This is a genomic window from Chthonomonas sp., from assembly GCF_035294505.1.
Classification (GTDB): domain Bacteria; phylum Armatimonadota; class Chthonomonadetes; order Chthonomonadales; family Chthonomonadaceae; genus Chthonomonas.
This window is the reverse complement of record NZ_DATGKU010000163.1, coordinates 1-18,615: the sequence shown is the minus strand read 5'-3', so window position 1 is coordinate 18,615 and position 18,615 is coordinate 1. Positions and strand designations below refer to the sequence as shown.

Here is an 18,615-nt window from a genome sequence, read left to right as displayed (position 1 = left end):
ACATGAGCGATAAAGTTCGCGAAACCATTCCCAATTTCAACTATTTGAAGATGGCGCTACTGCTCCATCATGTGCCTTATATTGGCCCAAAGCAGATTGATCGGGCTCTCAGTCGCCTTATAGTAGAACCGGTAACACCAGGACAATTTCTGAATCTTTCTCCCGTTGAACTGAGGGAACGCTTCGGCCTGACTTCTCGCGCAATCGCATATCTCCTATCTCATAAGGAGCCTCTCATGGAGAAGGCCGAGGCCCTTGCACGTGTTGTTCGCTTTTATAATTTGCACTGTGTAACACGTGCCCAACTAACCTATCCTGCGCGGTTAGAGACCTACGATCCCTCGCCGCCACCTATTCTCTACGGGTTAGGATACTATAAACTTCTAGACAACTCTTCAAGAAGCTTTACGTTTACTATCTTGGTTTCAAACGGTGCTTGTGAAGAGACCTATGTAACGCTCGAAAGGATCGCCTCGGAACTCATTGCTTGTAAAGGCATTCCGGTAACCGGTCATGATCGGCTTCCATATCAAAGGCTCGCATTGACAGCACAGCGCGACAGTCACCCCGTGATCTATCTTCTTGATCGAGGGCTTCGTGAGGCTATGGGGGAGCATTTTGATCAGGCCCTCTTTTCTGCTGCCCGCATTCATTCTATAGATTTCTGCGATGAGCGTGACCTTGTACTCTCCCCATTTCGGTTGGACGACCACTGTTTAGGGCAGCACAATCGTCGCCGTGATCAGCTGATTATCGCTCTCTCCGATGTCGTTGTTGCACTCGATGTGCGCGAAAATGGGGTTTTGTATCAGGAATGTTTGCGGGCGATCCGGCGTGGGCAATGCGTTTGCGTTGCGAAGGCAGGCCGAGAGGGTAATCGCCTGCTTCAGAATGCCGGTGCCGAGCTGATGCCATCTGATTTTCGCACGTGGTTGCAAACTAGGTCTGAAGAGGTAGGCGAGCTATGACGGACGCAGGGTTTGACAACCGTGTCAGCACCTATGGGTATGGAGGGATATCTGCTGTTGCGGGTGTGCCGCTCGAGCCTGATGAGCTGCATAAAGTCGTACGGAAAACGGTGGAGGATGCCGCAAAGGCGCTTGAATGTACCCACATGGTGGCCCTGTCGCATGTGCCTGGCGAGCAGCGCATTTGTGGAGTATTAACGGTAGGTTATACCGACGAGAATTTTCGGCTATGGGGGGTTCCGCTAGACGATGCCGGAGCTATTGCTACGGTTATCAGAACGGGGGAACATCAGCTTATAGAGGACTCGAAGTTATTGCCGACTCCGTTGTCGGAGCGCTTCTGCGATCGCATTCTGATCGTGCCATTGCTTTTTGAGAAGCATGTCTTGGCGGTTCTCGTAGGTCAGGTAGAACCAAGTGCGGATGTAGAAACGCCAGAATGGCGTAAACGGGTACGTGCGGTCTCGCAACGAGTAGGGCTATTTGTAGAACTACAGCGTCTCGCAAACGCCTATCAGGAAGAGATACAGCGACGCCAGTATTTGCGTGACGTGATTGCGGCCATTCTTGAGGAACGATCTCTTCAGGATATTGGCCAGATGCTTTTGGAGATGGTGGCAAGTCGGTTTCGCGTAGAGATGGTGGGGTTGTTTTTGAAGGATGGGAACGAGATCAAACCGGTAGCCCTGCGAAACATCTCTGCGGAGTTTGGTCGCGATATTGCCCGTATCGCGAGTAAAAGCGTTAGGCCGCGTGCTTTCGCCTCTACGGTGCCAATTTATCGAACGGTAAACGACCGTTCGGTGGTAACCCCTGAGATGCAACAACGCCTTCTGCAGGAAGGAATTCGTGCAGTTTGGATGGCGATGTTGCAACTTCACGATCAGATCGGTGGGGCGCTTGTAATCTATTTGAGGGACGAGCGGGTGTTTGCGCCTGCGGATACTGCGGCTTTTCAGGCGCTGGCCGATATCGCCACGCTTGGGATTGCGATGTCGAGGCTATTAGAGGAGCAGCGAAGATATGCCACTTTTCAAGAGCGTGCAAGGTTAGGTAGAGAGATGCATGATACGGTCGCCAGATCGCTAGGGGCTTTGGTTTTGACGTTGGAGACAGCACAGAGTTTTTTGCAGCAAGAGAACATCACTGAGACCGAGAAGCTTTTGAGTGCTGCTCTCGAACTAACACGCGGAGCGCTATCCGACACACGGCGTGCTATTGAGGCTCTTTCACCTCCTGAACTTGAGACAATGACACCCGCACAAGTGATCACACAGGAACTACAAGGACTTGAACGCGCCGGCATACTGACCCAGTTTGTGATCTCCGGCAACGAGAGGCCGTTATCAAGAGATCAAAGCCTTGCGCTCTTGAGAATCGCGCAGGAGGCTCTTAACAATGCCTTGCGCCATTCTCAGGCGAGCCGTGTGCGCGCCGGATTGCTTTATGAGCCGGAGGCTGTGATCCTGAGAATTGAAGACGATGGAGTTGGCTTTGACGCTACGCAGCCGATGGCACCAAACCGACAGGGTGGCTATGGACTTTTCGGTATGAAGGAAAGGGCACGCGCCCTCGGGGGGGAGTTGGAGATTGAGAGCACCCCAGGGTGGGGCACACAGATAACCGTTCGACTGCCCTATGAAACGCCGTCGGATTTGGCGACGAGTCAGGCACCACCTGAGAGAACAGGCAGCACCAGCTTGCCGGCACTACCCAAGAAACAAGAGGTTGTGGTTGAGAGTTTACCGTCGGAGAAATCATCGCAGAGCATTCGTCTGCTTATTGTAGACGATCATCCTTTAACAAGGCAGGGGATGCGTGCCGTGCTTGAGCAAACAGGACCTTTCCTCGTGGTGGGTGAGGCGGGAGATGTAGATGAGGCTGTAGAAAAAGCACGGCAACTTCGCCCGGATGTTGTTTTGCTCGATCTGCAGATGCCCGGAGGGGGAGGCATAGCTGCGCTTGAGCGGATCGTAAGTTTGGAACCCTCTCCAACGGCGCTTTTAATAGCGAGCATTCCTACCGAAGACTCGGTGGCAGCGGCATTACGTTTGGGTGCTCGAGGATTTCTCCTAAAGGATGCTACTCCATCGGAACTTGTATCCTCCATTGAGGCGGCGCATCGGGGTGAAGTGGTGTTGTCGCCCGGAGTAAGCGCTTGGCTTACCGAGTTAAAATCCCATCGCCGTGACAGTGGAGGGGATTCTGAACTCAATGAAAGAGAGCTAGAAGTTCTCCGTTTGGTTGCCAAGGGAGCGCGAAACAAGGAGATAGCTCAAGAGCTGTTCATCGCGCCAAAAACTGTGGAACATCATCTGTCAAATATCTATGCGAAACTTGGCGCCTCTAACCGAACGGAGGCCGTGAGATTGGCTATTGAAAAGGGACTTATTTAGAGCTTACGACAATGGCTCGGTCCAAAATGAGCGCTCCTCACCGATGCCTTGATGAAGCGCTTTTTTATAGACATGGGTGGCCACTGCAACATCCTCTAATGCAATACCAAGCGATTTGAAGAGGGTGATCTGTTCTGGTTTCGTGCGACCGGGATGCTTCCCATGAACAATTTGCGCCAGCTCCATAGCCTGTTCCCATCGGAAGTAACCTCTCTCAAATGCCGGTAAGAGATCGCCGGCTTCGAGGCGTGCCTGCTCGAGGGAGTCTACGACGATAAGGTCGGAGCGACGTATGGTCTCTATATCCAACTCTTGACGAATAAGCATGTTGCTGCCGACAGCATTGATATGGGTACCCGGCTGAAGCCATTCGCCTTGAAACACAGGACTTCTTGAGTTGGTTACCGTAATGATCACATTACTATTGCGCACAACCTCTTCGGGAGATTCCATAGGGCTTATATCTTGCTGTAGGAGTGTGCCCATCTTATTGCAAAAAGCCTCACGACGTTCGGGGGAACGACTATAAACGAGCACTTGTTTCACGGTGCAGGCTGTGCAGACAGCTTCTATCTGGGTTTCGGCCTGCCAACCGGAGCCAAAGAGGCCAACACACAGTGGATCGGCACGGTTGGCGAGGAGTTTTGTAGCGATGCCCGAGGCGGCTCCGGTACGCACCTGGCCGAGTTTATCGGCTTCCATAACGGCCAGCAGGTCCCCATTTTGCGATGAGTAGAGCAGGAACAGAAAGCGCGTGCGAGGGGGGAAGGAAGTGTAAAGCTTAATCCCAAATGTTGCCGATTTTAGATCGGCTGCCGCCATCATATGATAGATGCCCCTCGGCATGATGATGCGGCGGCGTGGATGTTGAATCACCTCCCCAGCGGCGACATGTCGAAAGGCTTCCTCAACGACTTGGAGGGCCTCCGACATGGTAAGCAGTTCGGAAACCTGTTTTTCGGAAAGAAAAAGAGTCATTCCATTCACTCCGCAGTAGCCTCTAGATAATCATTGTATCCTAAATTCAGAGGTAGCGTATGAAAAGGTCAGAGATTGACAGAATCGGCCTGGTTATGAGAAAATGAGAATCGAATCTGCCGTCGTAGCTCAGTGGATAGAGCGCCTCCGTCCTAAGGAGGGCGTCGGGGGTTCGATTCCCTCCGACGGCGTTACCGCTCTCTTTCGAGACGGCTAGATATGCTTTGGAGAGATGTCCGAGTGGTTTAAGGTGCGGCTCTCGAAAAGCCGTGGGCCTAAACGGCCCCGTGGGTTCGAATCCCACTCTCTCCGTTGGGAACCGGTAAATTAGCGGTGTAGAAACGGCGCCTGCTCATGATTTGGGCAGGCGCCGTCTAATTAAATTCAAAAGGTTCCCGCCGCGCCTTGCAATGGTGAGGCTGATTCGAGAGGGAACCTGATTTGGAGCGTGAAGCACCCAAATCGTTTCCCACACGTTACCTCCCCAGAGCAGAGAAGGCGCTCTTGCAAGCCGAAGAGAGGCACCTTGAGGGATAAGATGTAATGTCTGGAGGATATTGGCGCTTGCGAAAGCCGCTTGGGTTTGGGTTTTTACGGTAACTGGCAGCGTTGTATCCCATACCGCCTGATAGTTTTCACGGTTGAAGTAGGTTAGGTTGTTAGAGTGGGCGTCGAATATCATTTGAACGGGGCCGCTAGGGGTGATCCCCGTGGTCTCCCATATGTCGTAGGATTGGCTTCGAGGGCCGGCCCAGTAGTATTTGGGGTGATAGATGGGTTGCGTTAGCGCGGTGCAGTGTAGGAAACTTTCCGAGCAGATTTCATCGGCCCGTTGTATGATCGTTGCGGCTCCATTGGATGCATGAGCTTGTTTGAGCGAGTGGCTAGGAACAAACAGGAGAAGGAGCCACGCTCCCAAAACGGTTCCGAGAGCGACGTAGATGGTCGCATATTTTTCGATACTTTTGCCCATGAGGTGTCTCTATCCTTTCCTGAAGGTTTATATTCATAATTGCCGTCCACCTCATTGTGACTGGGCGAAGCACAAATTTGACTCTGTTTTGAATATGTTGGCAGAGTTCGCGAATTCGTGCATCTATATACTATAATAGGTAAATCCTGAAAAAAGTTTCATCCAAAGCCATTCCCTGTCATTATCTTAGTCGCTTGGAGTGGGCGAATGTTGCAGGAGGACTTCTTCCTGAGGTATGTTTTGCGTAGTAGGAGTCGGGAGGAAGATTTTGGAAACAAGAGTGTTTTCCATTACGAGGGCGGAGGAAGGCGAACGGCTTGATAGGTTCATTGTGCGGGTGGTGCCGCAGATTTCCCGTTCCTTGGCCGCCCGCTGGATTGAACAGACCTCAGAAGGGTGGGGAGGGATTTGGGTTAATGGCAAGACATCACGCCCTAGTTATCGTTTGCGGGGAGGGGATGAAGTTACCATTCAGATTCCGCCGCCAGAGCCTACCACGCTCCAGCCGGAGGAGATACCGTTAACAATTCTCTATGAGGATGAAGAGCTCCTCGTGATCAACAAGGCTCAAGGCATGGTGGTGCATCCTGCTCCCGGCACTCCTCATGGCACGCTGGTTAATGCGGTATTGGCTCATACCGATGAGCTTTCAGATGCCGGTGGCGACGAGCGCCCTGGTATCGTACATCGTCTTGACAAAGATACGAGCGGTCTGCTTGTGGTTGCAAAAACCGATCGAGCACTTCGCCAGTTGCAAGCACAGCTACAGGCAAGGCAGATGGAAAGGCGCTACCTTGCAGTAGTGTGGGGAACGCCAAAATTTGACGAAGCAATTGTAGATGCCCCCATAGGAAGGCATCCCGTGGATCGTAAAAAGATGGCTGTCATTGAGGATACACGGCACAAGGCACGTGAGGCGAGGACCGAGCTAAAGGTGTTACGGCGTTTTGGTTCGCTATTTACCCTCCTCGAAGCGAAGTTACAGACGGGAAGAACCCACCAAATTCGGGTTCACTGCGCCTATATTCACCATCCTGTTGTGGGTGATCCGGTATATGGGGGAGAGCGGCACTTACCTCAGAAGGAGGTTGCTTTTGACATACGCAAGAGACTAGAGGGTCTGTTAGAGAGGCTGCCAGGTCAGGCTCTGCACGCCTATTCACTAGCGTTTGTTCACCCTGTCACAGGAGAACCATTGTGTTTTCAGGCCGATCCACCAGAACCTATGCAAGCGTTAATCACGGCCCTAGAAGAGATATTTGTGCCTATGGGCAAGGCCAAATGAGGATGACATTGAGGCAACCCGAGCGACTGCTAGAAGGGGCTAGAGAATTGGGGATATCTCTCGATGAGAGGCAGTGCGAGCTGTTTGCAACTTTTGGGTCTCTGCTTTATGAAACCAATAGATTCATGAATCTTACGCGTATCCCCGAAGACCGGATGATTGAACTCCATTTCTTGGATTCTCTTGCGATTGCTAAGATTGTGCATCTCGCTCCAGGTGCGAGGGTGCTTGATGTAGGAACTGGTGCTGGATTTCCCGGCATTCCACTGGCCATTGCCTTTCCGCTTCTCCATTTCGTGCTGATAGATGGTACACGCAAGAAGATCGAGTTCGTACGCAGGGTCATCGAAGTCCTTGATCTCCAAAATGTGATCGCTTTTCACTATAGGGCAGAAGACTTTGCTAAGGTAGGTTCCAATCTCAATACGTACGACTTTGCCGTTGCCAGAGCGGTTGCCCCTCTCGAACGGCTGCTTCCGTGGCTTCTGCCCTTTGTAAAGTCGGGCGGCTATGCCGTCGCTTATAAAGGCTTAGATGTGGATGCTGAGTTGGATAAGGCGAAAGCGAGGGTCAAGGCGTTTGGTGGCTCTTTAGATAGAGTGGTCACCGTTACGTTGCCGTTTATTGGGGTCGAAAGGAAGTTCGTGCTGGTGAGAAAGCAAAGCAACTTGTAGGCAGGAAAGCAGCTACGCTGTGCGGAAACAAATAAAATAGGAACTTTTCTAGTCTCTTTTTGAACCTGGAGGTAAAAATGCCTAAAAAGCGATTAACACTGTTTCTTCTGATGGCCGTTGGCTTCGGATGGCTTTTCACTCTGACCGGACATCAAGCAGCTCTTGCCCGGGCGGAACATTTCGGGATACTGCTAACCGTATCTTCGGGTGGACAGAGCGTCCAAGCCTTTACCGACGAAACGCCACCGGAAGGGGGCCTAAACAAGCGGCCCGTGCTCACCGTGATGGCAGGTAGTGAGCTGAAAGTGCATTGGCGTATGGAGTGCGAATATCCGCACGGTGTGCTTAAAGATGTAGGTGTTCACTTTTTTGTGGTACGTGAGCAGAAGGTCGGCCAGAAACCGGTGCCCGATCCGAGCGGATCGGCTGGGGTCGTTGATAACAGCTTCACCATGGATTTTAAACCTCATGCCGTGGCCACCGGCATGATTCGTTTCCGGATCACAGACCCCGGCACCTACCTAATTCGCATCCAGAGCGAAAATACCTATCAGATAGCTGGCCATGAGCACTTTTCTGCTGTAGACCTCGTGGTGCAGTAGCCTATATCAAGGAGCGTCATACTGCAGGGTCTGTATACTCGCCGCGTTGCTGCGCACGCATCTCCTTTAAGATGCTATTCCCTGCCAAGATAAACAGAATCGCAGAGGGAATCAGCTTAATGGGGAGCAATAAAGGCTCAAGGAAGCCTGGGAAAAAGGGAATAAGCCGACCCAGAGGCAGTGCCCATAGTAGAAGCAGCCAGAAGCCCCATCCGAGGTAGCGGAATGCCTTCTGAGCGTTTCTTCCACGGCATTTGCCAGATACCCACTGCGCTCCGATGCCAAGCAAAATGGGCAGTACCCACAGAAGAAAGAAGCTAAGCATAGAGAGTCTCCTTCAGCAAGGCGAATTTTGAACGGCTGTCAAACCTGATGTACCGTCAATCATTTATATACTACTACGCAAGGGACAAATTTAGGTTGCAGCATTTTAAGGGTATTCTCTCTTGTGCAGAGCAGTGGGTTCTCTGGGGATAGGGTATTTCGGGTAATCTGAAACAGAGCAGTTTTGAAGAGGAAGAACAGATGTCCCCTTGGCAACTGAGAATATCGAAAATTATCTGTACTGTCATGGTTGTTGCTGCCTTATGTGCTCTGGAGGGGTGCTTTGCGCCTGAAGTACCACCCGGCAAGATCAAATTAGTGGTATGGGGCATGCAGCTCGGCGAGGAGACGGCAGGGCTAGAGGCACGCATCGCGGCATTTGAAAAAATGCACCCAAACATTGTCGTAAGCGTGCTGGGTATGGGAGCCGGAAACATGGACCCCCAGAAGCTAATGACCTCTATTGTCGGCAAAGTGCCTCCGGATGTTATCCATCAAGACCGCTTCACAATAGGGGATTGGGCTTCGAGAGATACATTTTTGCCTTTGGATAATCTCATTGCTCGGGATCGGAATAAGCCTTTTGGGGTTCGGCCAGAAGATTACTACCCGGCCTGTTGGCGCGAAGCGACCTATACAAACCCCAAGACTGGAGAGAAGCATGTGTTTGCCATACCCGACTCCACAGACGACAGGGCTTTATTTTACAATAAAGCGCTGTTTCGTGAGGCTGGAATTGTAGACTCGAACGGGAACCCCAAGCCACCACGCACTTGGGATGAACTTCTACAGGATGCCGTTAAGCTCACGAAGTATAATCCCGATGGCACGATCAACCGTATCGGCTTTATCCCGAACTACGGGAACTCTTGGCTCTATCTGTACGCCTGGCAGAACGATGGCGAGTTTATGTCGCCTGATGGTAAACGCTGTACGATGAATGCCAAACCCAATGTTGAGGCATTGGCTTATATGGTAAAAGTCTACGATGCATTAGGCGGTATTGACAAAATCAGCGCCTTCCAGTCGGGATTTCAGCCCAACGAACTCGATCCTTTTTTGACGGGCAAGGTTGCAATGAAAATAGACGGTTCATGGGTTCCGGCATCCATTGCGCGATACAAACCTGATCTTGATTTCGGCGTTGCTCCCGCCCCGGTGCCGGCCGACCGGTACTATCATCGTGGCCGTTTTGCTCACGACAAGGATACCTTTGTGACTTGGGCCGGGGGATTTTCTTATGCCATCCCTCGAGGGGCACGCCATGTTGAAGCTGCTTGGGAGTTCATTAAATGGATGACAAGCCCGCAGGCCGCCTTAATTGATGCAGAAGCTACCAGAGAGTATGATGCTTCCAAAGGACGTCCCTTTGTACCGAGTTTGTCGGCGAATCGGGTGACGAACCAGGTTGTCTTTGCTAAATATGGCCCTAAAGACCCAAAATTCAAAAAGGCCATGGGACTGTTTATCTCTATGATGGACCATGCGCGGTTTCGACCGGTAACCTTTGTGGGGCAGCGACTGTGGGACGAGCAGGTGAGGGCGATGGATGTTGCAACGCACCATCAAAAGTCCCCACAAGCGGCTCTAGATGAAGCGACACGCGTTGTGCAACATGAGCTTGACAAAGTGTTTGAAGAGGATACCTATCCATTGATTCCTGCTGCTGTGCCTATTGCCTTAAGCATTGTAACCGGGTGCATGGTACTTGGCCTTGCCTTGTGGCGAGTGTTCCAGATTCGACATATGCGGCAACTAGGAAGGGCGGAGGCGATCGCGGGATATGTCTTCATCGCGCCTTGGCTGCTAGGCTTTTTGATATTTACCGCCGGACCCATGATCGCGTCACTCTACTTCAGCTTTTGCGATTACGATGTCCTTCATCCGGCTCGATGGGTTGGTTTGCATAACTATGCCGAGATGTTTGGGCGTGACGATGGATACTACCTGCGTGTTTCCCTTTTCAATGCGATGTATGTGGCTGTCATCGGCATCCCTTTGGGGATCGTCACGAGCCTCTCGGTTGCCATGCTTCTCAACGCGAAAGTGAAGGGTATGAGCTTTTATCGAACTGCCTTTTACTTGCCGTCTATTGTTCCGGTAGTCGCCAGTGCCGTTTTATGGATATGGCTTCTCAACGGCGACCCGAATCGAGGGCTAATTGATGCTGCCTGGAGAGCGACGCTTGATCGGTGGTTTGGTCTGGCACCTCCCGGATGGTTAGCAGATGCTGCATGGGCGAAACCGGCGCTCATTCTGCAAGGGTTATGGGGAGCAGGTTCGGGGATGATCCTTTGGCTGGCCGGTCTGCAAGGTATCCCACAACATCTCTATGAGGCTGCTGACATTGATGGTGCGGGCTGGTGGGCGAAGTTTCGCCATGTCACCATCCCTATGCTTTCCCCTTACATTTTCTTCAATGTGATCATGGGCATCATAGGCACGCTACAACAGTTCGATAGTGTCTATGTGCTTTCCGGCGGCGACTTAAGTCAACCGGCCGGCCCGTTGGATAGTCTTCTCATGCCTGTGCTGTACCTCTTCAAGAACGCATTTCAGTACTTCAAGATGGGTTTTGCTTCGGCATTAGCATGGTTTCTATTTGTTATTATCCTTTTGCTTACCCTTATCCAGCTAAAGCTAGCACCTAAATGGGTTTACTACGAGGCGGAGAAGCGATGAACCTACAGCTTGACCCTGCCCTTAACGAAACAGAGAATGCGGATGCTTTGCAAGGGCAGCTTGAGCAGCACGACCTTGTTAGGTTACTTCTTGCTGACCGCAGAAGTGAGAACACCCGTCGCGCCTATGCTGCCGACCTCAACGACTTCTTTCGATTTAGCTTTCGATCCCTGCCGTCGCCGGAGTATGTACGGCAGTTTTTGAACCTACCGGTTTCTGAAATGACCATGTTGTTGTTCCGCTACAAGGCCAATCTCATGGAACGGGGGCTGGCAGAGGCTACCGTAAATCGAAGGCTAGCTGCGGTAAAAAGTCTGGTACGCTTCGCAAGGCGTATAGGCTTGACGGATGTGGTCTTAGAGGGGCGTGTTGTGGGAGAGCGGATAAGGCCCTATCGTGACACCACCGGTATAGATGGCGCTTTAGCTCGTGAACTGGTGAATTCCATAGATACTACGACGCTTGTTGGGAAGCGTGACGTCGTTTTGCTGTTACTCCTCTTGGAGAATGCATTACGACGCGCCGAAATTGTAGCCCTGCGCGTTGGCGACTATGAGGCAGAAAAAGGAACACTCTCCATAACGGGTAAAGGACGCGGAACCCAAAAAGAGATAGTACGCCTTTCTCCACGCTTGCAGCAGGCTCTCAGGGATTATCTCAGTGCTAGCGGGCACGCGGAGAGTGTCACTGCGCCCTTATTCATCAGTTTGAGCAACTGCCACCGAGGGCAAGCTCTTACTGCCGATGGAGTTTACAAGATCGTCCGTGCGCGGGCGAAGGCCTGTGGGATAAGAAAGCCTATTAGTCCGCATCGTTTACGGCACACGGCCATCACTTTAGCCCTTGATCTTTCGCAAGGCGATATTCGTCGGGTTCAACGTCTTTCGCGCCATGCGCGTTTAGAGACGCTGCGCATTTATGACGACAATCGGCAAGATTTACAGGGGGAGATCAGTGAGACGCTTTCGAGGTATTTATCTGAGGGCGAATCGTCGAAGTCTGTATAACACTCATTATCAAGCCTAAAAACGAGACCACTCCAAGGACACGCAAATGCATTCCGCCGATCAAAATGGGGGTCATGTCTGTCGTGGGGTAACCATTACGGAAGCCGCTCGACGGCTTGGCGTATCCGAGCGTACGATCTATCGGTATGTCAAAAATGGCAAATTAAAGACAGACGATGTGTCCGGAAAAATCCGCGTGATTTTGCCCGAAACCAACTTGCCAAATCGTGAGATGTCTGATGATGTCAGTCAAATGTCTGAAAAATTTAGACAATATGACGAGCGATTTGAGCGCCTTGCTGCCTTGCTGAACAGCCTTCTGCATGAGCAAGAGCGGCTCTATCTTGAGATAGATAGAATCTACTCCTTGTTGAGAGATACACTGCAGTCCAACGAAAGGCTTCAGCAAGCCCTTATAGATTTGCTGAAGGCTAAGGGACAAGAGGCGATGCATCAACAGTCGGATGAACCTGGTAACGGCAGGCGGGGGCTGCCTACGTTATTGGGGCGCATTCTTAAGCATGACAATAGCAATAGGGGTTGAGGAGAGAGGAGATGTACAGTTCTGCATTAGCACCGATATGGGTTGTGCTAGCCGTTTTAGGCGCTGCTGTGTTTGTAGGCGCATGGATCCCCCTTCTGTTGGGCGCTCTCCATGCGCGAGCACGGTCTATTGCGCTCCTATTAGCCTGTTTGCTGCCCCTCTGGGTGTTGATAATGGCTGTGCTGCCGTTTACACCTGTGTGGAAGACTTTAATAAGCTTGGTCCCATGCCTTGTCGTTGAGTGGGGAATATACCGATTTTTTGTGCGCCGTACTTTCTCCTGGCAGAGCTTAAAGTACATGAGGGAATCGGCTCGTCAGACGATCCTTCATATGATTCTCATCGCCGGCTCGATACTTTTTTTGATTCCGTTTGCGTGGCTCGTTTCCACTTCGCTGAAAGATGATTCTCAGATGAGTCGATTCCCGCCGGTTTGGATACCCACGCAACAAGATAAGGTACGCCTGCGTGGGGTCGAGTATCCAGTGTATTGGGTGGAATATCACGGGAACAGGCTTCGTGTGGCGGCGCTAGGTGATGTTGCACATGGGGTTCGGCCTGTGGAAGTGATTTCAAAAGGGATTTATCACGGGCAGCGCTTATGGATTCCAAGCACGGCAATGCATGAGGTACGGCATTTTGCGCCGAAATGGCAGAACTACTCTGATGCCCTGCGCTTTCTTCCACCTGAAACCCATTATGGGCTGGTTTTCCTCATCAATACGGTTGAGATCACGGTGCTATCTATTTTGGGAGCCTTGTTTTCTGCTTCGACAGTTGCCTATGGTTTTGCCCGCCTGAGGTTCCCGGGCCGAGACTCTCTCTTCATGCTCGTGCTGGCGACGATGATGTTGCCATCGGCAGTCACAATGATGCCGGTCTTCTTAATTTTCCGCTGGCTTGGTTGGATAGATACGCTTAAGCCGTTATGGGTGCCGGCCTTTTTTGGTTCAGCGTTCTATATTTTCATGTTGCGCCAGTTCTTTCTTGGCATCCCTAACGAGTTGGAAGATGCAGCAAAGATAGATGGTTGTTCATTCTATATGATCTATTGGCGCATTATGCTGCCACAGATTAAGCCGGCTCTGGCCGCCGTCACCATTATGACTTTCATGGGAGCTTGGAACGATTTTCGCGGGCCATTGATCTACATCAGCTCTCCTGCCCATGAAACGCTAGCCTATGCGCTTCAACTTTTCCAGAATGCGCATGGGGGAGAGCCAGGGATGATGATGGCGGCCTCTACGATGGTTATGCTTCCGGTCTTAGTGCTCTTCTTCTTCACGCAACGTTACTTCATCGAGGGGGTTACGCTCACGGGCATTAAGGGATGAAGATCGGCTATAATGGCAGTGAAAGTGTTATGGAGAAGGAGTGAGATGCCTTTTCAGCTATTCCAAAAGATACGAAACACCATCGAGCAGGTTGTAGCGGGGGGTAGGAAGGTTGATGAGGAGCTTTACGAGGAACTTGAGGCCACGCTCATTCAGGCAGACATCAATGTGCAGACGACACAGCGTCTGATAGGTGCCCTTCGTCGTGCGGTAGAGGAAGAAGGTATCCGCTCGATTCAGCAAGCGGTAGAAGCTTTGAAACGGGAGATGATCGCCGTATTGGAGTTGGGTGATCCATCCAATATGCGTCTTAAGGAGGCACCTTCTCCGCCCACTCTCTATCTTATTGTTGGGGTGAATGGGGTAGGGAAGACAACCACGATCGCGAAGATGGCCTATATGTTACAGAGCCGTGGGAAAAGCGTGATACTTGCAGCGGGGGATACTTTTCGGGCGGCTGCTATTGATCAACTGGCGGTATGGGCACAACGAACGGGAACCGATTTGGTGCGGCATCGTGAGGGAGCCGATCCTTCGGCTGTTATTTACGATGCCATTCGAGCTGCTCGTGCAAGGGGGACGGACTATGTCATCGCGGACACGGCAGGGCGTTTGCATACGCGGGTGAACTTAATGGAGGAGTTACGGAAAATCCATCGCATTGCAGAGAGAGAGCTTGCGCGCGTTCCGGACGAAGTGCTTTTGGTTCTTGATGCGACGACAGGGCAGAATGCCATAAGCCAAGCGAAGTTGTTCATGAAGTTTATCCCGATTACAGGGATCGTATTGACGAAGCTAGATGGGACGGCGCGCGGGGGAATTGTCCTTAGCATTGCCGACGATTTAAGGTTACCGATAAAGCTGGTAGGGACAGGAGAGCGCGTTGAGGCATTAGAAGCGTTTGACGCGCGTAGTTTTGTGGATAGGTTGTTGGGGGAGTAGGGAGCAGCGGCGCCGAAGGCGCCGCGCGATGTTTTTTTTGAAGCCCTATAGGGCTTCAAAAAAAACATATTTAACATTATCGGACATTCTGGCGCACCGCCAAAAGGCCATCCCCTATTGTAAAGCTTCCATCAACCGGGAATCACGGCTATCGCCTCGACCTCTACGTCCACATCCAGCGGGAGACGAGCTGCTTGAATGCAGGTTCGAGCAGGCTTTACCAGACCGAAATACTCGGCATACACCTTGTTTAGCCTTTCGAAGTTATCCATGTCTTTTAGGAAAACGGTCACTTTCACACAGTGTTCTAAACTCGTGCCCGCTTCAACCAAAACTCGTTGTACATTTTCGATGCATTGTCGCACAGCTCGCTCGAAGTCATCCCGCACTATCTGATGGGTGATTGGATCGAGCGGCACCTGCCCAGATACAAAAACCAGGTTCCCTACACGTATCCCTGGAGTATAGGGCGCTGTGGGTAGTCCCGACCCTGTATACACCGGAATTTTCTCCATGACCCTCTCCCTAAAGCATCACTGTATCGCTGTAATCAGAATACCCCCTAAATCACCGCCCCGTGAAATTATTCCAGATCACAGAGGAGGTGCGCCGCTTGAAATAACACTTCCCGAATCGTCGGAACATGATCTTGCATCATTTTCGAGACAGCCTCGTGCTCAATGGGTTCGAGACTAAGGCCGGCCGCATAATTTGTCACAAAGCATAGGGTGCCATATTCGATGCCGGCCTCACGTGCAAATATCGCCTCTTGTACGCCTGTCATTCCGACAACATCGCCTCCCACAAGCGCGAACATGCGTACCTCCGCCGGAGTTTCGAAACGCGGGCCATCTACACCAACGTATACCCCTCTCGATACAACCGGAACATCGAGATCCTCTGCGGCACGAGTGATAGCGTTCCGAATGAGCTGGCTATACGGCTCAGAAAAATCGGTATGTCGCCATTTTGAACCGACAAAGTAGCTTAGCATTCGCTGACGGGTAAAGTCTATGAAATCATGAGGAATAAGGAGCGTCCCAGGGGGGAGATCGCTTCTCAAGCTGCCAACTGCATTAGTTGCCAAAATTTTGTTTACTCCCAACTCGACCAAGGCCTCTATATTCGCTCGATAATCAATTTGATGCGGTGCCAAATGATGCGTGTCTCCGTGACGAGGTAGAAAGTAAAGAGCTTGCGGCTCAACATAATTGTCCGCAATACTGATTACTTTTACTTCTGCATTGGCTAGGTGCACCGACACAGTCTCTCCAAAAAATTCTGGTGGTAGATTCTCGAATCCGGTGCCCCCTATGATGGCCAGATTACTCATATACGCTCTCTCCTTGCTGAATAGGCGATATTGACGTATTGTTCAGAAGCGTGCTAAACTCCCTGCATCATGTGATGCGCTATCTAGATAATGTCCTTCAACGTTTCTTCGGAAAGCCGAAATCGGTGGCTCGCTCGGTACAGTAGAATACCTCAGCGCTTCGGCGAAGCGACAGTTTTCCTTATCTTACTCGGTTACACTCTGCTACTTTATCGCGAATTTCTTGAAGGTAAAGCTCTCTATTGGGGGGATATCCTCTACTATTTCCAGCCCATGGCCCATTTTGCTGCTAGGGAGATACGACAAGGACGTTTGCCTCTTTGGAACCCTTTCTTATTGTGCGGACAACCTTATGCCGGCAACCCCCAGATAGGCTTACTTTACCCTTTTTCCTTCCTGCTGCTTTGGCTCTCGCCGTGGAAATATATTACTTTAGCCGTTCTGATTCACACGTATCTTGCTTCTCTATTTTTCTATGGCTTCCTGAAGCTGAGAACACAAAGCGCCTATGCTGCCCTTATCGGAGCGATCGTCTTCGTTGGTAGTGGGGCTTTCTTAGGGAAAGCCCAGTTTCCTCCGATGCTCTTTAGTCTGTGCTACCTTCCAGGGGTGTTCTATAGCGCTGAGAAAGCACTCCATGTACGCAAACCATTAAGCATCCTTCAACTTACCCTCATCGTTGGTCTATTAGTCCTCGCGGCACATCCCCAGGTAACCTATCTTACCTTTCTTTTGCTTGGTGCTTACCTTCTTTTTCGTCTTCGGGAGCTTAAAACCGCTTCCGCACCGGTGAAACTGACAGCATGTGACGATCGGCAGACTTTACGTGGCTGTGTTGCAGGAGTTGTTGGAGGGATACTCCTAAGCAGCTGCCAACTGCTGCCTGTCCTGCAACTGGCTTTCGATAGCTCACGCGAGCACCTTACTCCTTGGCAAGCAAATCGTTTTGTACTCCATCCCCTTGGCCTTCTCACACTGCTATTTCCTCATTTCTTCGGCAGCCCGGCCGATGCCGACTATTGGGGAGCAGGGAACGCCTGGGAAGTTGCCGTTTTTATCGGGTGGATTCCATTACTCTTTATCGGATATGCCCTGCTGTTCTGGAGGCGATCTGCAGATGTCCGCTTTTGGCTGGGAGCGCTGCTTCTAGCGCTATGGATGAGCTTCGGCATTATGGGCGGCCTTTTTTGGGTTGCCTTCTATGTATTACCGGGTATCTCCCTCTTTCACGATCCGGCTCGATTCCTGATTATTTTCCACTTCGCAGCCTGTTCCTTGGCCGCATACGGCTATAACGCCTATCTAAGCCGGAAACAAAAAACAGGGGAGGTCTACATAACATGCCTTTTTGTGATACTTACCGCCCTTCCTCTCGTATACTACTCAACGGATTGGCTGCCTATGGTCTCTCCAGATCGCTTGGCGCATATACAGACACCGATTCCGCCGTCCGCTACTTCGCGAATCTATACGCCAGAACACGCCACCTACTGGAACCGCTTCGTCACCGAGGGCTACGCGGACTACGGCGAGACTTCTCGGCGATTCCTACAATTACGACTACGTACACTCCTCCCCAACCTCAATATGGATGTGAATCTCCCTTCTGCTTCCGCCTACGAACCCGTCCCCATTGCTGCAGCGGCACGTGTTGACGGAATGGTACGCGTTGCGCTCTTCCTTGGGGAACCTAACGCCGCCCGTTTGGCATCGTTGATGAACGTTTCTACCCTGCTGCTGCCACGTATCTATCACCTTTCGAGCCCATGGTTTATCGCGGCTCGAAGAAGTAGCTACGGCCCGCTGAGAACCTATTTGAACCTCTATCCCCACCCACAGGTTTGGACCGTGAAACAGCTCCTTGTGGCCGATAACCCCATGCGACAGGAAGCCATTATGGCTTCTCCGCATTTCGACCCGCTCAGACAGGCTGTTGTAAAAAGAATACTTCCACAATGGGAACGTAATTCGGTAATAGCCTCAAAATCGGTTGTCGCTGAGACTATGTGGGAGTCGCCAGATAGGCTATCGGTATTTCTAAAAACAACGCACCCCACATTTGTTGTCTGTTCCATAACCGCTCAACCCGGATGGCACGCCACCGAAAGCGGTCATGATATAGCCATCTATTCCGCGGATATGGCGTTTATGGGATTTCCGCTCGGGCCAGGGGCACATCACATATGTCTTACCTACCGCCCATCTACTTTCACCATTGGAAGCTACGTATCTCTATTAACCTTATCGGTATTGATCGGCATCGCCATCTCTCAATACATCCGAAAATGGAGGAGCACTCTTCGTGCTGTTAGGAACTGATCGTTTGAAAAAGCCTCTGTTCTGCTTTTTTGTACTTATAGCCATTGGGCTTATGGTTTTCTTTCGTGTCTACGCGTTAGCCAGCGATGCCTATCCTCGTCTTTCCTGGAGCAGCGCCCTCCTCACCGATGAAGGCTTCTACCTCCATAACGCCAGAAACCTCCTCCTCTTCCACCATACCACCACCGATGAATTCAATAACGACCTCATCATGCCCTACCTCCACTATGCCCAAATCCTCACCTTCCACCTCC

The 18,615-nt window shown here is 51.3% G+C and carries 17 protein-coding genes and 2 tRNA genes; 14 read left to right on the top strand and 5 right to left on the bottom strand.

Annotated features, from left to right (window positions below):
• Positions 1 to 2: 2 nt before the first annotated feature.
• Positions 3 to 968 carry a hypothetical protein gene (locus tag VKV18_RS09175; protein ID WP_324203905.1) on the top strand — a complete coding sequence of 322 codons (966 nt, stop codon included), beginning with the start codon at positions 3 to 5 and terminating at the stop codon, positions 966 to 968.
• Entirely contained in the window at positions 965 to 3,364 is a 2,400-nt protein-coding gene (locus VKV18_RS09170; protein WP_324203904.1) for a response regulator, read from the top strand. Before VKV18_RS09175 ends, VKV18_RS09170 begins: the two co-directional genes overlap by 4 nt.
• 3 nt (positions 3,365 to 3,367) lie before the next feature.
• Here the strand turns inward: VKV18_RS09170 and VKV18_RS09165 are convergent, their stop codons facing one another.
• Positions 3,368 to 4,342: an ornithine cyclodeaminase family protein gene (locus VKV18_RS09165; RefSeq protein ID WP_324203903.1), complete on the bottom strand. Its 975-nt coding sequence runs from the start codon at positions 4,340 to 4,342 to the stop codon at positions 3,368 to 3,370.
• Between the two features lie 118 nt (positions 4,343 to 4,460).
• Between VKV18_RS09165 and VKV18_RS09160 the strand changes: the two genes are divergently transcribed.
• Positions 4,461 to 4,533 (top strand) — tRNA-Arg (locus tag VKV18_RS09160).
• Between the two features lie 35 nt (positions 4,534 to 4,568).
• Positions 4,569 to 4,654, top strand: a tRNA-Ser gene (locus tag VKV18_RS09155).
• 40 nt (positions 4,655 to 4,694) lie between these two features.
• Here VKV18_RS09155 and VKV18_RS09150 read toward each other — a convergent pair.
• On the bottom strand, positions 4,695 to 5,315 hold the full coding sequence (locus VKV18_RS09150; protein ID WP_324203902.1) for a hypothetical protein: 621 nt from the start codon (positions 5,313 to 5,315) through the stop codon (positions 4,695 to 4,697).
• Positions 5,316 to 5,583: 268 nt separating this feature from the next.
• On the opposite strand from VKV18_RS09150, the gene VKV18_RS09145 reads away from it, so the two are divergent.
• The 3 genes from VKV18_RS09145 (at position 5,584) to VKV18_RS09135 (ending at position 7,876) form a co-directional block, all read left to right on the top strand.
• Positions 5,584 to 6,600, top strand: a complete 1,017-nt coding sequence (locus tag VKV18_RS09145) for an RluA family pseudouridine synthase (protein WP_324203901.1) — start codon at positions 5,584 to 5,586, stop codon at positions 6,598 to 6,600.
• Positions 6,597 to 7,274, top strand: a complete 678-nt coding sequence (gene rsmG / locus VKV18_RS09140; RefSeq protein ID WP_324203900.1) for a 16S rRNA (guanine(527)-N(7))-methyltransferase RsmG — start codon at positions 6,597 to 6,599, stop codon at positions 7,272 to 7,274. Before VKV18_RS09145 ends, rsmG begins: the two co-directional genes overlap by 4 nt.
• Positions 7,275 to 7,351: 77 nt before the next feature.
• Positions 7,352 to 7,876 carry a hypothetical protein gene (locus VKV18_RS09135; protein WP_324203899.1) on the top strand — a complete coding sequence of 175 codons (525 nt, stop codon included), beginning with the start codon at positions 7,352 to 7,354 and terminating at the stop codon, positions 7,874 to 7,876.
• A 16-nt stretch (positions 7,877 to 7,892) separates the two neighbouring features.
• Here the strand turns inward: VKV18_RS09135 and VKV18_RS09130 are convergent, their stop codons facing one another.
• On the bottom strand, positions 7,893 to 8,201 hold the full coding sequence (locus VKV18_RS09130) for a hypothetical protein (protein WP_324203898.1): 309 nt from the start codon (positions 8,199 to 8,201) through the stop codon (positions 7,893 to 7,895).
• A gap of 200 nt (positions 8,202 to 8,401) precedes the next feature.
• Here VKV18_RS09130 and VKV18_RS09125 point away from each other — a divergent pair, with 200 nt between their 5' ends.
• The 5 genes from VKV18_RS09125 (at position 8,402) to ftsY (ending at position 14,709) form a co-directional block, all read left to right on the top strand.
• Positions 8,402 to 10,882: an extracellular solute-binding protein gene (locus VKV18_RS09125; RefSeq protein ID WP_324203897.1), complete on the top strand. Its 2,481-nt coding sequence runs from the start codon at positions 8,402 to 8,404 to the stop codon at positions 10,880 to 10,882.
• Positions 10,879 to 11,889, top strand: a complete 1,011-nt coding sequence (locus VKV18_RS09120) for a tyrosine-type recombinase/integrase (RefSeq protein ID WP_324203896.1) — start codon at positions 10,879 to 10,881, stop codon at positions 11,887 to 11,889. Before VKV18_RS09125 ends, VKV18_RS09120 begins: the two co-directional genes overlap by 4 nt.
• Positions 11,890 to 11,935: 46 nt before the next feature.
• On the top strand, positions 11,936 to 12,433 hold the full coding sequence (locus VKV18_RS09115) for a helix-turn-helix domain-containing protein (RefSeq protein WP_324203895.1): 498 nt from the start codon (positions 11,936 to 11,938) through the stop codon (positions 12,431 to 12,433).
• A gap of 173 nt (positions 12,434 to 12,606) precedes the next feature.
• Positions 12,607 to 13,767: a carbohydrate ABC transporter permease gene (locus tag VKV18_RS09110; protein ID WP_324203894.1), complete on the top strand. Its 1,161-nt coding sequence runs from the start codon at positions 12,607 to 12,609 to the stop codon at positions 13,765 to 13,767.
• Between the two features lie 45 nt (positions 13,768 to 13,812).
• Positions 13,813 to 14,709, top strand: a complete 897-nt coding sequence (gene ftsY, locus VKV18_RS09105) for a signal recognition particle-docking protein FtsY (protein WP_324203893.1) — start codon at positions 13,813 to 13,815, stop codon at positions 14,707 to 14,709.
• A 131-nt stretch (positions 14,710 to 14,840) separates the two neighbouring features.
• On the opposite strand, the gene VKV18_RS09100 is transcribed toward ftsY, so the two are convergent.
• Both VKV18_RS09100 and VKV18_RS09095 read right to left on the bottom strand, forming a co-directional pair.
• A complete protein-coding gene (locus tag VKV18_RS09100) occupies positions 14,841 to 15,224 on the bottom strand; it encodes a Rid family detoxifying hydrolase (protein ID WP_324203892.1) in 384 nt (127 codons plus the stop codon).
• Positions 15,225 to 15,292: 68 nt separating this feature from the next.
• Positions 15,293 to 16,042, bottom strand: a complete 750-nt coding sequence (locus VKV18_RS09095) for an MTAP family purine nucleoside phosphorylase (RefSeq protein WP_324203891.1) — start codon at positions 16,040 to 16,042, stop codon at positions 15,293 to 15,295.
• Between the two features lie 90 nt (positions 16,043 to 16,132).
• Here VKV18_RS09095 and VKV18_RS09090 point away from each other — a divergent pair, with 90 nt between their 5' ends.
• Positions 16,133 to 18,361, top strand: a complete 2,229-nt coding sequence (locus VKV18_RS09090; protein ID WP_324203890.1) for a YfhO family protein — start codon at positions 16,133 to 16,135, stop codon at positions 18,359 to 18,361.
• Positions 18,362 to 18,365: 4 nt separating this feature from the next.
• Positions 18,366 to 18,615: hypothetical protein (locus tag VKV18_RS09085; RefSeq protein WP_324203889.1), on the top strand; the 250-nt coding region annotated here is incomplete at its 3' end.